The sequence below is a fragment of the Pseudomonas pichavaramensis genome, assembly GCF_050473265.1.
Lineage (GTDB): Bacteria > Pseudomonadota > Gammaproteobacteria > Pseudomonadales > Pseudomonadaceae > Aquipseudomonas.
This window is the reverse complement of record NZ_JBJKFJ010000006.1, coordinates 100,427-115,367: the sequence shown is the minus strand read 5'-3', so window position 1 is coordinate 115,367 and position 14,941 is coordinate 100,427. Positions and strand designations below refer to the sequence as shown.

Annotated in this window: 13 protein-coding genes and 3 riboswitches; of the genes, 8 read left to right on the top strand and 5 right to left on the bottom strand. The window is 63.8% G+C overall.

What is annotated here, in order from left to right; all coding sequences use genetic code 11:
• Positions 1-77 precede the first annotated feature (77 nt).
• Complete coding sequence (locus ACJRW5_RS11765) at positions 78-998, top strand: LysR family transcriptional regulator (RefSeq protein ID WP_484570690.1); 921 nt, start codon at positions 78-80, stop codon at positions 996-998.
• A 6-nt stretch (positions 999-1,004) separates the two neighbouring features.
• On the opposite strand, the gene ACJRW5_RS11760 is transcribed toward ACJRW5_RS11765, so the two are convergent.
• Genes ACJRW5_RS11760 through ACJRW5_RS11750 form a run of 3 tightly spaced genes read right to left on the bottom strand, consistent with a single transcriptional unit; the run spans position 1,005 to position 1,811 of the window.
• Entirely contained in the window at positions 1,005-1,436 is a 432-nt protein-coding gene (locus ACJRW5_RS11760; protein ID WP_484570689.1) for a hypothetical protein, read from the bottom strand.
• A 43-nt stretch (positions 1,437-1,479) separates the two neighbouring features.
• The gene (locus ACJRW5_RS11755; protein WP_484570688.1) at positions 1,480-1,632 is read right to left on the bottom strand and encodes a hypothetical protein; all 153 of its coding nucleotides are present in this window, start codon (positions 1,630-1,632) and stop codon (positions 1,480-1,482) included.
• Positions 1,632-1,811 (bottom strand): hypothetical protein, encoded by a 180-nt coding sequence (locus ACJRW5_RS11750; protein WP_484570687.1) that lies wholly within the window; start codon positions 1,809-1,811, stop codon positions 1,632-1,634. Before ACJRW5_RS11750 ends, ACJRW5_RS11755 begins: the two co-directional genes overlap by 1 nt.
• Positions 1,812-2,016: 205 nt before the next feature.
• A riboswitch (guanidine-I (ykkC/yxkD leader) is annotated at positions 2,017-2,135 on the top strand.
• 52 nt (positions 2,136-2,187) lie between these two features.
• On the opposite strand from ACJRW5_RS11750, the gene ACJRW5_RS11745 reads away from it, so the two are divergent.
• From ACJRW5_RS11745 to ACJRW5_RS11735, 3 genes are all read left to right on the top strand, one after another.
• The gene (locus ACJRW5_RS11745; RefSeq protein ID WP_484570686.1) at positions 2,188-3,249 is read left to right on the top strand and encodes a putative urea ABC transporter substrate-binding protein; all 1,062 of its coding nucleotides are present in this window, start codon (positions 2,188-2,190) and stop codon (positions 3,247-3,249) included.
• Positions 3,250-3,422: 173 nt separating this feature from the next.
• Positions 3,423-3,523: riboswitch (guanidine-I (ykkC/yxkD leader) on the top strand.
• A 187-nt stretch (positions 3,524-3,710) separates the two neighbouring features.
• Positions 3,711-4,526: an ABC transporter permease gene (locus tag ACJRW5_RS11740; protein ID WP_484570685.1), complete on the top strand. Its 816-nt coding sequence runs from the start codon at positions 3,711-3,713 to the stop codon at positions 4,524-4,526.
• A 41-nt stretch (positions 4,527-4,567) separates the two neighbouring features.
• Entirely contained in the window at positions 4,568-5,380 is an 813-nt protein-coding gene (locus ACJRW5_RS11735; RefSeq protein ID WP_484570879.1) for an ABC transporter ATP-binding protein, read from the top strand.
• Positions 5,381-5,704: 324 nt separating this feature from the next.
• On the opposite strand, the gene ACJRW5_RS11730 is transcribed toward ACJRW5_RS11735, so the two are convergent.
• On the bottom strand, positions 5,705-6,637 hold the full coding sequence (locus ACJRW5_RS11730) for a hypothetical protein (protein WP_484570684.1): 933 nt from the start codon (positions 6,635-6,637) through the stop codon (positions 5,705-5,707).
• The gene (locus tag ACJRW5_RS11725) at positions 6,634-7,659 is read right to left on the bottom strand and encodes an isopenicillin N synthase family dioxygenase (RefSeq protein ID WP_484570683.1); all 1,026 of its coding nucleotides are present in this window, start codon (positions 7,657-7,659) and stop codon (positions 6,634-6,636) included. Before ACJRW5_RS11725 ends, ACJRW5_RS11730 begins: the two co-directional genes overlap by 4 nt.
• Before the next feature lie 329 nt (positions 7,660-7,988).
• Positions 7,989-8,088, top strand: a riboswitch (guanidine-I (ykkC/yxkD leader).
• Between the two features lie 67 nt (positions 8,089-8,155).
• Here ACJRW5_RS11725 and ACJRW5_RS11720 point away from each other — a divergent pair.
• The 4 genes from ACJRW5_RS11720 (at position 8,156) to ACJRW5_RS11705 (ending at position 14,710) form a co-directional block, all read left to right on the top strand.
• Positions 8,156-9,223 carry a putative urea ABC transporter substrate-binding protein gene (locus tag ACJRW5_RS11720; RefSeq protein WP_484570682.1) on the top strand — a complete coding sequence of 356 codons (1,068 nt, stop codon included), beginning with the start codon at positions 8,156-8,158 and terminating at the stop codon, positions 9,221-9,223.
• A 96-nt stretch (positions 9,224-9,319) separates the two neighbouring features.
• Positions 9,320-10,048, top strand: a complete 729-nt coding sequence (locus ACJRW5_RS11715; protein WP_484570681.1) for an urea amidolyase associated protein UAAP1 — start codon at positions 9,320-9,322, stop codon at positions 10,046-10,048.
• 86 nt (positions 10,049-10,134) lie between these two features.
• Positions 10,135-10,785 carry an urea amidolyase associated protein UAAP2 gene (locus ACJRW5_RS11710; RefSeq protein ID WP_484570680.1) on the top strand — a complete coding sequence of 217 codons (651 nt, stop codon included), beginning with the start codon at positions 10,135-10,137 and terminating at the stop codon, positions 10,783-10,785.
• Positions 10,786-10,978: 193 nt separating this feature from the next.
• On the top strand, positions 10,979-14,710 hold the full coding sequence (locus ACJRW5_RS11705; protein WP_484570679.1) for an urea carboxylase: 3,732 nt from the start codon (positions 10,979-10,981) through the stop codon (positions 14,708-14,710).
• Positions 14,711-14,941 lie beyond the last annotated feature (231 nt).

Genomic DNA, 14,941 nt, shown 5'->3' with positions numbered 1-14,941 from the left:
TAGGAATGCTGGCAGGTTGGCAAAGCCTGTTCGATAATTCCAATGCATTCGAACAAGCAAGTTGATGCACAAAACACATGAACGATCTACGCCAGCTTCGCCACTTCGTCGCGCTCGCCGAGCACCAGCACTTCGCCCGTGCCGCTGCCGCCGTGCACCTCAGCCAACCCGCCCTGAGCCGCAGCATCCAGGCCCTGGAGAGCCAGCTCGGCTGCACCCTGGTGGATCGCCACAACCGTGGCGTCACCCTCACTGCTCATGGCCAGCTGGTGCTGGAGCATGCCCGACGCCTACTGGCCGGAAGCCTGGCGTTGAGCAATTCCGTCAACCAGCTGGGCAACCTGCAGGCCGGTGAGCTGCGCCTGGGCGCGGGTCCCTACCCCGCCGCCAGGCTGGTACCGCAGGCCCTCGGCCAGTTGCTGCAGCGCTATCCGCGCGTGCAGGTAAAGCTGAACATCGCCAACTGGCTGGAGCTGCGCAACGCGCTGCTGGAGTCGACTATCGAGCTGTTCGTCGCCGACATCCGCGAACTGCAAGACGATGCGCAATTGCACATCGAGCCGCTGCGGGTGCATCAGGGCGTGCTGTTCTGCCGTCCGACGCATCCGTTGCTGCAACGGCACGACCTGAGCCTGAATGATCTGCTCGACTTCCCCCTGGCCGGCACGCAGTTGCCGCAGGTGGTCGAACGCAGCCTGAGTACCGCCAGCGGCCGGCCACAACCGCTGAGCGTGGAATGCGATAACTTCCTGGTGCTCAAGCGTCTGGTCGCTGGCAGCGACGTACTGAGCATGGCGCCCTGGGACGTAATTGCCGAAGAGGTTCGTAGCGGTCAGCTCTGCCTGTTGCCCATGCAGGCAGAGGGTCTGCAGCAGCACTCGGCCTATGGCCTGGTCAGCCGCGCCGGCCACAGCCTGTCGCCAGCGGCGCAGGCCATGCTCGAAGCAATTCGTCGGGTCGATGAGCAAACCCCGCGCAACGACGGTGCGCAGGGCTGAAGGGACTTACCAGCGGCGCTGGTTGCTACGCCGCTGGTCGTTATAGCTGCGCCCGTTGGAATAACGCTGCTGCGTACTTCGGCCAGCATCCCAGCTGCGTTGCTGCATTTTGACGCCACGCTTTGCCTCGCGATGCACGTCGCGGTACTTGTCATGACGTGGCTGCTGGTGACCCTTGTAGTCACCACGGTAGCGCTGCTCATAGCTGTAGCGATGGCGTGGTTGTGGCGCCGGCACATAGCGAGGCGGCGCATGATACTGACGACGGCGATCGTCGTAGTAGTAACGCGGCGTCACGTAAACCGGCGGCGAGTAATCCCGACGATAACCGTTGTAGTAATGATGGTCGCGATAACCGCGGTCATCACCATAGCCATAGACCGCACAACCGCTGAGCGGGATGAGCAACGAGGCGACAAGCAGGATTCTATAGAGCATGGAAGCCTCCGCATGGGAAGCGGGCCAGAGGCCCGTGACCGGATTAGCAACGACCTTTCTTGGCCTGCCCTGGCGGGCAGTGTGGAGGACCGCCGCTATCGCCAATATCAATGCCAAGGCCTGGCATTCTCAGGCTGCAGCCAGACAGGCCCAGCGTCAGGCTCGAAGCCAGCAACAATGCAAAGATCGCTTTCATCAGCAGTTCCCCTTCATGCGATGCCCGGGCGGGCAGAAGTAACCGCCGTTGGAATGGCCACGGCCATCCAGGTCGACACGGATCACATCGGGATCACCCACCCTCGCATGCACGCCAGGCGCACTGAAGCTGCAACCGCCCAGCAGAAATGCCAATGCCATGACAGTCAAACCACGCATATCGGAATACTCCTCGATTTCCAAACAGCAGTTGGAGATGCGCTGACCGTGACGGACGCAGCCCCAGCAGGATGCACGTTCGACAATATGTACTGAGTCACGTTCCGTAGTGCCGAGTGAACAGAATCACAGAGTCATCACGGTTGCTGGCACATTCCTCGCTTAGCATCGCGTGCAGCGGGAAAGCGGAAGGCGCTGCACAGATAAAATGGCCGACTAGGGTTCCGGCTCGCCACACGAGCGAGTGACTGGTCCGAGAGTGGGCGACCTCATGCAGCGGCAGGATGCCGCGGGGTTACACGGCGGGATAAAAGCCCGGGAGAACACGCAGCCTGACTGCCTGCTTTCCCGCGTCCGTCAACCAACCGAGGTTCATATGCCCATTCGCCCGCTACTCACCGCTCTGCTCTGCGCCTGCCTGCTCAGTGCTCCGATGGCTCAGGCCGCGCCGAAAACCTTCAAACTCTGCTGGTCGATCTTTGCCGGCTGGATGCCATGGGGCTATGCCGCCGAACAAGGCATCGTGAAGAAGTGGGCGGACAAATACGGTATCGACATCCAGGTGCAGGAAGTGCCGGATTACGTCGGTTCCATCGAACGCTACAGCGCCGGCCAGTTCGATGCGTGCACCATGACCAACATGGACGCGCTGACCATTCCGGCGGCCGCCGGCATGGACAGTACCGCGCTGATCATCGGCGACTTCTCCAACGGCGCAGACGGCCTACTGCTGCGCGGCAGCGGCAAGAGCATCCGCGACCTCAAGGGCAAGACCGTGCTGCTGGTGGAAAACTCGGTTTCCCACTACCTGCTCAGCCGCGCCCTGGAGTGGGCGTTGCTGGACGAAAAGGACGTGACCATCAAGCACGTCTCCGACACCGAGATCGCCGACGCCTTTCTCTCCGGGCAAGGCGATGCAGTGATCACCTGGAACCCGATCCTCTCGGAGATCAAACGCAAGGCGCAGGTCAGCCTGGTGTTCAACTCAAACCGCATCCCCGGTGAAATTCTCGACCTCACCGTGGTCAACAGCCAGACTTTGACCCAACACCCCGAGTTCGGTCGGGCGCTGACCGGTGCCTGGTTCGAAACCCAGCGCCTGCTCGGCCTGCCGACGCCGGCCGGACGCGAAGCCCGGGCCCGAATGGCGGCGGCTGCCGACACCACCACCGAGGATTTCGAAGATCAGCTGAGCACCCTGCGTTCGTTCTACTCCCCGCGTACCGCACTCAACTTCGCCCGTACCGGCAAGCTGCCGGACCTGATGCGACGTGTCGCCCAGTTCGCCGATGCTCATGGTCTGCTGGGCAAGAGTGGCCAGGGCCTGACCAACCTGGGCATCGAGTTCAGCGGAGAAAAAACGATTGGCAACCCGCAGCGCATTCTGCTGCGCTTCAACCACAGCTACATGCAACTGGCGGCCGACAACGCCCTGTAGCGCCCCAGCACGCACCACAGTACGGCAATCGCGCACCAGAACGGCGCACCGAAAGCAGCGACAGAGGCATCGGAGCGCCAAGCGCTGCACCTTGCCGTGCATGGCACGATGTTCGCTAAGCACACTGCGTGCAGGAACAACCCGGTCAGCCGGGATCGCGGCACCACAATTTGCCAATAGCCGGCTAGGGTTCCGGCTCGCCACAGGCGAGCGACTGGTCCGAGAGCTAGCGACCTCCAGCGAGGTTACACGGCGGGACAAAAGCCCGGGAGAACGCGCCCCATCCGTGGGGAACCGCCGCGAACTCCTGCCCGCCATTGTCAAACTGGAGGTTCATCATGGGCACGTCCCACTCGCATCAGCGGCAGCCTGCCGCCCACCCGCAAGGCCCAACAACAGTCAGCGGCTTGGTCGCGCTGTAGTCGCGAACGCCTCCGTTCCAGGCCCGCCGAGGATCTTCCATGCGCCTGATCAATCGCCACCCGGATCGCAGCGGCCGTCTGCTGCTGATTCTGCTGCCCTTCGCCTTGCTGCTGTTCGTCTACTTCAGTGCCTCGACCGCACGCCTGGCCGACAACCCCAACGACAAGCTGCTGCCCAGCGCCAGCCAGATGGTCGATGCACTGGACCGCCTCGCCTTCACCGAAGACAAACGCAGCGGCAACTATCTGTTCTGGCAGGACACCGCCTCCAGCCTGAAACGCCTGGCCATCGGTCTCGGCGTGGCAGCGCTGGCCGGCCTGGTGCTGGGCATTGCTGCCGGCAGCGTGCCGCTGTTCGGCACGCCGTTATCGCCAATGCTCACGGTGCTGTCGATGATTCCACCGCTGGCCATTCTGCCGATCCTGTTCATCGTCTTCGGCCTGGGCGAGCTGTCCAAGGTGATGTTGATCGCCATCGGCATCACCCCGTGCATCGCCCGCGATATCGAACAGCGCGCGAGGGAAATACCGGCAGAACTGCTGATCAAGGCGCAGACCCTCGGCGCCAACTCCTGGACGCTGATCCTGCGTCTGGTGCTGCCGCAACTGATGCCACGCCTGCTCATCTCGCTACGTCTGATGCTCGGCTCGGCCTGGCTGTTCCTGATCGCCGCCGAGGCCATCGCCAGTACCGACGGCCTGGGCTACCGCATCTTCCTGGTACGCCGCTACATGGCCATGGACGTGATTCTGCCCTACGTGGTCTGGATCACCCTGCTGGCCTGGCTGATGGATCTGGGCCTGCGCCAGGTACTGCGCCTGTGCTTCCCCTGGCACGAAGGAGGCAAGGCATGACCCTGTTCAGCCAACATATCGTCCCGCTGAGGGAACCCGCCATGAGCACGTCCAGCACAGCCAGTCTGCCTGAAGCCGCTTTCATCGAGGCACGTAACCTGTGGCAGGAGTATGGCGACCAGGTGGTGCTCGAACGCCTCAACCTGAAGATCGAAGAAGGTGAGTTCTGCACGCTGGTGGGCGCATCGGGATGCGGCAAGTCGACCTTCCTGCGCATGCTGCTCGGTCAGGAGCGGCCCAGCCGCGGCGAGCTGCTGCTCAATGGCAACCCCCTGCCCAACGAGCCGGACCCGAGCCGGGGCGTGGTCTTTCAGCGCTATTCGGTATTCCCCCATCTGAGCGTGCTGGACAACGTGGCCCTGGGCCTGGAGCTGCCGAAGTCGCCGGTACTCGGCCGCTTGTTCGGCACCGCCAAGCGCGAAGCACGTGAGCGTGCTGCCAACATCCTCGAGCGGGTCGGCCTCGGTCATGCTCTGAACAAATACCCCAGCGCGCTTTCCGGTGGCATGCAGCAACGCCTGGCCATCGCCCAGGCGCTGGTGATGCAACCGCGCATGCTGCTGCTCGACGAGCCTTTTGGCGCACTCGACCCAGGCATTCGCAAGGACATGCACGCCCTGCTGCTGGAGCTGTGGCAGGAAACCCGCCTGACCGTGTTCATGGTCACCCATGACCTGTCGGAAGGTTTCAGTCTGGGCACCCGCCTGCTGGTGTTCGACAAGGTGCGCCACGACCCGCAGGCGCCCAACGCCTATGGCGCGCGCATTACCTATGACATCCCGCTCAATGCTTCGCGCCGGGCACAGATGCAGTTGCCCAGCGAAGTGACCGAGCGCATTGCTGCCCGCAACTAACTGTAGGCCGGATGAAATCCGGGGATCACTGGCATATTCGCCCCGGATTGCATCCGGGCTACGGACCTGAGAGGTAGCGTATCTCAGCGCATTCGGTGCGCGGCGCACCCTACGACGCGCAAACCCTGTGATAACCCGTAGGGTGCGCCATGCGCACCACCTCTGCTGCCAGGGCGTCGCGGCTACAACTGCCTGGATGCAGGACGTAGAACGAAGCAGGATGCCCGAGCCGAAAGCGCCTCCCACAAATCGAGCGAACCCGCCTCTGCGGGAGGCACTTCAGCGGCGAGCTTTTTAGCGCTGCATCAGACAGTCCGCGCCTGACTAACTCAACACCTCAAGATACCGCGACAGCGTTTCACCCTCTGCGGCGAACCAGCGCTGCGCCTCATCGGTACTCGGCGTAGCGAGCTGCGCACGCCAGTCCGGCTCCAGCGTATCGATAACGAAGCTGCGCACCACCGCGCGGCCATCCGCACGCCGCAGATGCTGCCGCACGCGCCCCTCGGCTATCAGCTCGAAGCCCTCCAGCTCGACCGTCGCGCCGACTCGCGCAGGCACTGTGGACAACGCCACCCGGTAACCTCCCCGTGCATCGAGGTAAGCCAACGAAGCCTCGAAGTCGAGCAGCCCTGCCAGCAGCTCACTGTCACCGCATGCCTGCTGGACACGCTCACGCAAATGCAGTGGCAACTCTCCAAGGTCCCGCCGGCGACCGTGCACCCAGCCAAGTTGCTCACCACAGAGAATCAGGCCGCCGCCACGCTGCAGAACCTCGAAGGTTTGCGCATCGCACTCCTCCTGCAGACGCAAACCTATCAGAGGCCCGCTGCTGGCTTGCAGGCGCCAGTCCTCGACATAGGCGCCCGTGGTGCCGAACTCGATCATGCAGTTACCGATGCGCTGCAGGCGCGCCGGCTCCGGCCAGCGGTTGTGCAACTGCAGGGACACGCCGCCGCGCCAGCTGAGCATGCCGCCGGCCCAGATGCTGTCGGCCACCCAACCTTCGTGATTGGCCAGCACGCGCAGCTCGTCAGCGGAGTATTCCTGCCAGGCACGTGCCGGCAATGCCGGCCCGTCGGGCAGACGCAGATCGATGGTGAAGTTGCGGCTTTGTAGCCAATGCACCTGGGTGCGCTCATCACTGCGGCCATCGGCAAAACTGATGGTGCGACGACGAAAATGCCCGAGCATCCAGTCCGGCACGCCACTCTCGGCACGCGCGGGATATCGTGCAGCCAATTCCAGCAGGTTCATGCCGTCACCTCCCGGCGCCCCTGGCCGAAGCTGGACAACCCCAACGTGCCATCCGGGAGCTGTAGCGAACCGTCTTCCAGACGCTCGCGCAGGTAGCGAAAGGTCTGCGCCGTCTGTGCGAACAGATGGTCGCCACAACTGACCGGCTGGTATACCCGCTCACCACGGGCAGGCAAACCGGCAATAGGCGCGATACGGGTCGGGTAGTCGCAGGCGCAGAACAGTGGAAAGGCGAAGCGCTCCTCGCTGACCTTGCGTACGCGGTGCGAGGTGGCGACGAAGTGGCCGTTGCTGAGCACCTCGAGCATGTCACCGATGTTGATCACGAAGGCGTCCTCCACTAGCGGCACATCGATCCACTGGCCGTCGCCATTGAGCACCTGCAACCCTTCGGCAGTCGGCAGCAGAATGGTGAAGCACTCATAGTCGGTGTGCGCGCCGATGCCGGGACGATCCGCGACCGGATCGGGGTCGAGCGGGTAATGGATCATGCGCAGCTGACTGGTGGGGTGACGGGTGATGCCGGCAAAGGTGTCCTCGGCCAACCCCAACGCCAGGGCAAAGCCGCGAAACAAGGTATCGCCCAGCGCCAGCGCGGCATGGTAATAGGCACTGACGTCGCGTTTGAAACCCGCCGAGTCGGGCCACTGCGTCGGCCCCAGCAACGGATAGACCTGCGCCGCTTCGGTGTAGTCGTAATTGACGTCGTAGGCTTCCTTGAGGTCCTTGCTGCCTCCGGCGAACTGCTCCTCGCCTTCGGGTACGTAGCCACTGTGGTTGCTCGACTGACCAATATAGAAGCGCATCTTTTCCGCCAGCGGCCGGGCGAAGAAACGGCGTGCCTGCTGGATCAGCCCCTCGCGCAGTTCGCGCGTGATGGCGTGCCCGGTAATCTGCAAAAAGCCGACATCGCGCGCAGCACGGCCGAGTTCGTCGGCAACACGCTGCCGCTGCGCCGGGTCGCTTGAGTAAAGCCCGGAGACATCGACAAGCGGAATGGAGGTGAAATGAGTGTGCGCCATGGCAAGCTCCCTTGAACAAGTGAGTTACCTGGTCGTCCAGACAAGCAGCGGGTCGGGTCGTCCCGAGGGCACCAGCAAGGCCTCTGCAGCAGGATCGATAGCGATTTCCATGCCACCGCTACAACCCGCAGACCTTGCCATCCCAACGCCCAGCCCGCCCCGGAACAGTGCACGAATACGTTGCCAGCCCCATCAGGCGGCACGCACACCTCCAGAACTGCTCCCTAACTGCCAATTCATAGGCCCCGGCAAGCTGGCACGCAATTCGCTAAGTACCAGGCGTGCAGGTTTCAACCGGGTTTTCCCGGAATCGCGGCACCACAATTTGCGAAATGGATGACTAGGGTTCCGATCCGCGCAAGCGGATGACTGGTCCGAGAGTCATCGACCTCCGATGAGGTTACACGGCGGGATAAAAGCCCGGGAGAACGCGCCTTTCGAATGACTCGAAACGTGCCGCGACTCCTGCCCGTACTCATCAACACTGGAGGTTCCAATGCGCAAGAATCGTCTGCTCTCCTTCGCTGCTGCCGGCCTGGCCGCGGTGCTCAGCTTCAGCGCTCACGCCGAGAAGAAAGACAGCTTCAGCGTCTGCTGGACGCTCTACGCCGGCTGGATGCCCTGGGGCTATGCCAGTACCTCCGGCATCATCGACAAATGGGCGAAGAAATACGGCATCGACATCGACGTCGTGCAGCTCAATGACTACGTCGAGTCCATCAACCAGTACAGCGTCGGCCAGTTCGATGGCTGCACCATGACCAACATGGATGCCCTGACCATCCCGGCGGCTGGTGGCGTCGACTCCACCGCACTGCTGGTCGGCGACTACTCCAATGGCAACGACGGCCTGCTGATCAAGGGCGAAGGCAAGACCCTGGCTGACCTCAAGGGCATGCCGGTGAACCTGGTCGAGCTCTCTGTCTCCCACTACTTCCTCGCTCGCGCACTGGAAACCGCCGGCATGAGCGAGCGCGACGTGACCGTGGTGAACACCTCCGACGCCGACATCGCCGCGGCCTACACCACACCCAGCGTACAGGCCGCCGCCACCTGGAACCCGATGCTGGCGGAAATTCTCGCTCAGCCTGGCAGCACCCAGGTCTTCGACTCGTCGAAGATTCCCGGCGAAATCCTCGACATGATGGTGGTCAACACCCAGACCCTGAAGGACAACCCGGACTTCGGCAAAGCCCTGACCGGTGCCTGGTTCGAGATTCTCGAACTGATGCAGGCCGGCACGCCCGAGAGCACCGAAGCACTGACCGAAATGGCCAAGGCCTCGGGCACCGATCTGGCCGGCTACCAGTCGCAGCTGGCGACCACCAAACTGTTCTATACACCGAAGGACACCCTGGACTTCATCACCAGCCCGGCACTGCCCGAGACCATGACCAAGGTCGCCAGCTTCAGCTTCGACCACGGCATCCTCGGTGAAGGCGCACGCAGTGCCGACGCCATCGGCATGACCTTCGCTGGCGACGTGACCACGGGTGACAGCGCCAACATCAAGCTGCGCTTCGACCCCAGCTACGTACAGATGGCCGTCGACGGCAAGCTCTGACGGGCAGCGCTGCACAAGCACGCCCCCACACCATCGCAACGATGATCAGGCGCCGCACCTGGCGCCTGACGATCCGGCTTTGATCCCGAGGTACCCATGAACACTGCCCCTACCCTGCGCCCGACCCTGTTTGATGAAACAGTTCCCGGCGGCGGTCATACATCATTCATCCTCAAGCGTGGGCAACTGCTGCGCATCACCGATATCGAAGGCGGCGCCAACGTCAGCCTGCTGCTGTTCAACGCCTGCGAGAAGAGCGAGCGCCTGAACCTGCCGGACACGCTCAAGGGCCAGCACACCGCCAAGCTCACAGCCGGTCACTGCCTGTACTCGGACATGGGCAAGGTACTGGCTGCCATCACGGCCGACACCTGCGGCTGGCACGACAGCTTCGCCGGCGTGCTCAACGCCGACGAGACGCAGGAAAAATATGGTCAGGGCCGCTACCAGGAACTGCGTAACGGATTCTTCCGCAACGGCATGGACAACCTGCTGGTGGAAATGGGCAAGTGGGACCTGAACCTGCAAGACCTGCTGATGAACCTCAACCTGTTCAGCCGCGTGGATGTCGACGCCGACGGCGCCTTCCACTTCCAGCCCGGCAATAGTCAGGCCGGCGACTACATCGAGCTGTACGCACCGATGGACACCCTGGTGGTGCTCACCGCCCTGCAACACCCAATGGACCCGAACCCGCAGTACGCGCCCAAACCTGTGCACCTTCGCTGGAGCAAGGTCGACAGCGACGGTATCACCGTGCTCTGCCGCACCTCGCGCCCGGAGAACGGTCGCGCCTTCCACAACACCGAACGCCAGTACATTTGAATGGGTCCCCGCCTGCGCGGGGATGACGCCAATCTCGTCACTCCCGCGAAGGCGGGAGCCCAGTAAACGCTATCGAGGACAGTCCGATGAGCCTTACTGCCAGCGACCTGACATCCAGCAACCTGCATCCCGAAACCGCCGTCTACCGCCACACCATCCCGGCGGGTGAGCCCTATCTGTTCGAGGTCAAGGCCGGGCAGACCCTGCGCCTGCACGACCTCGAAGGCAACCAGGCGATCGACACCCTGTTCTTCGCCGCCGCCAACCCGCGCGAGCGCTTCGACCCGCAACGCACCCTGCGCAAGCAGAACCGCGTCTACCTCAGCACCGGTACCGTGCTCTATTCCAACCTCGGCAATCCGCTGCTGACCATCACCGCCGACACCTGTGGCCGCCACGACACCCTGGGCGGTGCCTGCGCCCAGGAAAGCAACACCGTGCGTTACGCCCTGGACAAACGCTACATGCACAGCTGCCGCGACAACTTCCTGCGCGCCAGCCTGCACGACGGCCGCCTGAGCAAGCGCGACATCGGCGCCAACATCAACTTCTTCATGAACGTGCCGGTCACGCCCGAAGGCGGCCTGACCTTCGAGGACGGCATCTCCGCACCCGGCAAGTACGTCGAGATGAAAGCCGAGACCGACGTCATCGTGCTGATCTCCAACTGCCCGCAGTTGAACAACCCCTGCAACGGCTGGAACCCGACACCGGCCGAAGTGCTGGTGTGGGATTGATTGATGCACTCCCCTCTCCCGCTTGCGGGAGAGGGGCCGGGGGAGAGGGTCATGTCATCAACCGCCCCTCTCCCCAGCCCTCTCCCATGAATGGGAGAGGGAGACAAGCCCCCCGGATTTTCAACCACGGACGACCGTGGCGCACGACCAATGACGGCGGGACGGCCCGCCATGACCTTCGAGGGTCATCCCCATGTTCGAAAAACTGCTGATCGCCAACCGTGGCGCCATCGCCTGCCGCATTCTGCGCACCCTGCGCGAGCTGAACGTTGGCGGCGTTGCCGTGTACTCCGAAGCCGACGCCGCCAGCCTGCATATTCAGCAGGCGGACGAAGCCCATTCCCTTGGCGAAGGTCCGGCTGCGCAGACCTATCTTGTTGTGGAGAAAATCCTCGACCTCGCCAAACGCAGCGGCGCCCGCGCTATCCACCCCGGCTACGGCTTCCTTTCCGAGAACGCCGCCTTTGCCGAAGCCTGCGAAGCGTCCGGCATCGCCTTCGTCGGCCCTACGCCTGAGCAACTGCGCGTATTCGGCCTCAAGCACACCGCCCGCGCGCTGGCCAAACAACATGGCGTACCGATGCTCGAAGGCACCGAACTGCTGGAAAGCGTCGCTGCAGCATTGAGTGCCGGGGAGCAGGTCGGCTATCCGGTGATGCTGAAAAGCACCGCCGGCGGCGGTGGTATCGGCATGCGCGTGTGCCGTTCGGCCGAAGAGCTGAGCGACGCCTTCGACGCGGTCAAGCGCCTGGGGCAGAACAACTTCAGCGACAGCGGCGTATTCATCGAGAAATACATCCAGCGCGCCCGTCACCTGGAAGTGCAGGTATTCGGCGACGGCCAGGGTGAAGTGATCGCCCTTGGCGTGCGCGACTGCTCGGTGCAGCGGCGCAACCAGAAGGTGCTGGAAGAAACACCGGCGCCGAACCTGCCGGCCGGCATGGCCGATGAACTGTGCGCCGCGGCGATCAAACTGGCCAAAGCGGTCAGTTACCGCAGCGCCGGCACTGTCGAATTCGTTTACGACAGTGAGGCCGAGCGCTTCTACTTCCTCGAAGTGAACACCCGCCTGCAGGTCGAGCACGGCGTCACCGAACAGGTCTGGGGCGTCGATCTGGTGCGCTGGATGATCGAGCTGGCAGCCGGCGACCTGCCGCCCCTGAACGAACTGGCTGCCAAGCTGCAACCCAGCGGTCATGCCATCCAGGCACGCCTCTATGCCGAGGACCCGGGCCGCGACTTCCAGCCGAGCCCGGGCCTGCTTACCGCCGTCAACTTCCCGCAAGCCGACGGCAAGGTGCTGCGCATCGACACCTGGGTCGAAGCCGGTTGCGAGATTCCGCCCTACTTCGACCCGATGATCGCCAAGCTGATCACCTGGGCTCCGAGCCGCGAGCAGGCCAGCGCTGCGCTGGACCAGGCGCTGGCCGGCTCCGTGCTGTATGGCATGGAATGCAACCGCGACTACCTGCGCCAGATTCTGGCCGATGCACCCTTCGCCAGCGGCTCGCCCTGGACCCGCTGCCTGGAAAACCTGGTCTACCAGGCCAGCACTTTCGAAGTGCTCAGCGCCGGCACCCAGACCAGCGTGCAGGACTACCCCGGCCGCCTCGGCTACTGGGCCGTCGGCGTGCCACCCTCCGGGCCGATGGACGACCGCGCCCTGCGCCTGGGCAACCGCCTGCTGGGCAACGAAGAAGGTGCCGCCGGCCTGGAAATCACCATGAGCGGCCCGACCCTGCGCTTCAACACCGACGCGGTGGTAGCGGTGACTGGCGCCGCTATCCCGTTGAGCATCGACGGGGCCGCGCAGCCGATGAACACCGCGCTGCTGATCCAGGCCGGCAGCGTCCTGAGCCTCGGCACCATCGCCGGCAGCGGCGCACGCAGCTACCTGAACATCCGCGGCGGTATTCAGGTGCCGGATTACCTGGGCAGCAAGAGCACCTTCACCCTCGGCCAGTTCGGCGGCCACGGCGGTCGTGCCCTGCGCGCTGGCGACGTGCTGCACATCGAGGCGCTGAATGAGCGCAGCGCCGGCGCACAACTGCCTGCAGAGCTCTGCCCGGTCCTGCCGGCGGTGCGCGAACTGCGCGTGATCTACGGCCCGCACGGCGCGCCGGAATACTTCACACCTGGCTATGTCGACAGCTTCCTCGCCACCGACTGGGAAGTGCACTTCAACTCCAGCCGCACCGGCGTGCGCCTGATCGGGCCGAAGCCGGAATGGGTACGCGACAGCGGCGGCGAAGCCGGCCTGCACCCGTCGAACATTCACGACAACCCCTACGCCATCGGTGCAGTGGACTTCACTGGCGACATGCCGGTGATCCTCGGTCCGGATGGTCCCAGCCTGGGTGGCTTCGTCTGCCTGGTGACCATCATCGAAGCAGACCTCTGGCAACTCGGCCAACTCAAGGCCGGCGACAAGGTGCGCTTTGTGCCGGTTGAGATCGCCACGGCACGGGAGTTGGCCAAACTGCGCGCTCTCGAAGTCAGCGAGCTTGCGCTTGTCTCCCCTCTCCCATTTATGGGAGACGACTGCATGGATGCAGGAGGTAGGGCGACGCAGGACGCTCAAGCCGAGGGGTCGGGGGAGAGGGTTCTTGAAAACAGCCAAAGCCCCTCTCCCCAGCCCTCTCCCGCAAGCGGGAGAGGGAGCCGCTCAGTGTTGGCTTCTCCCATCGTCCTCGACCTCGGCGAAGCGGACACCCGCCTGGTCGCGCGTCTGTCCGGCGACACCCACCTGCTGCTGGAAATCGGCCAGCCCGAGCTCGACCTGGTGCTGCGCTTCCGTGGCCATGCACTGATGCAGGCGCTGGAAGCCCTGCAACTCGATGGCGTGATCGACCTGACGCCGGGCATTCGCTCGTTGCAGGTGCACTACCAGCCGGAAACCCTGCCCCTGCAGACGCTGCTCGACATCGTCGCGGGCGAGTGGGACGCCGTCTGCGCCGCACGCGACCTGAAAGTACCCTCGCGCATCGTCCACCTGCCGCTGTCCTGGGACGACCCGGCCTGCCAGCTGGCGATAGAAAAATACATGACCACCGTGCGCAAGGACGCCCCCTGGTGTCCGAGCAACCTGGAGTTCATCCGTCGCATCAACGACCTGCCGAACCTCGACGAGGTGTACCGCACGGTGTTCGAGGCCAGCTATCTGGTCATGGGCCTGGGCGACGTATATCTGGGCGCGCCAGTAGCCACGCCGCTCGATCCGCGTCACCGTCTGGTCACCACCAAGTACAACCCGGCACGCACCTGGACAGCGGAGAATTCGGTGGGCATCGGCGGGGCTTACATGTGCGTGTACGGCATGGAAGGCCCCGGCGGTTACCAGTTCGTCGGCCGCACCCTACAGATGTGGAATCGCTACCGGGATGTCGCCGCCTTCGACGGCAAACCCTGGCTGCTGCGCTTCTTCGACCAGATCCGCTTCTACCCGGTATCGGCCTCCGAGCTGCTGCGCATCCGCCGCGACTTCCCGCTGGGCCGCTTCGACCTGCGCATCGAGGAAAGCGAACTGGCGCTCGCCGACTATCAGCAGTTTCTGACCGATGAAGCCGAGGGCATCGCCGCCTTCCGCCAGCAACAGCGCGCAGCATTCGATGCCGAACGCCAACGCTGGATAGAAAGCGGTCAGGCCCATTTCGAGGTCGAAGAAGTCGCCCCCGAGCAGGGCGAAGATGCTCCGCTCGGCGCCGGTCAGCACGCCATCGAAAGCCACGTGGCCGGCAACCTCTGGCAGGTGCAGGTCAGCGAAGGCGCACAGGTTCAGGCTGGTGATGTGCTGGTGATTCTCGAGTCGATGAAGATGGAAATCCCGCTGACCGCGCCCATCGCCGGCACCGTGCGCGAAGTACGCGTGCAACCGGGTTCACCAGTACGCGCCGGCCAGCGTGTCGTGGTGCTGGAGGAAGCCTGAAAAACTCCTGACCAAAACCCACAACCCCGCATCAACCCCCGTAGTGCGTTAGCCGCTACGGGGGCGACACCAACATCGCCGCAGGCAAAGGCATCAGCATCGAGAACGCGCTACACGCCTTGGTGGACAAAACCCTAGGCGTATCCGAGGGAATACTCCGGCTTTGTAGGAGGGGCTTTAGCCGCGACGAGGGCAGCGCCGATATGGCTGCGAGCATCGGCATAAACATCG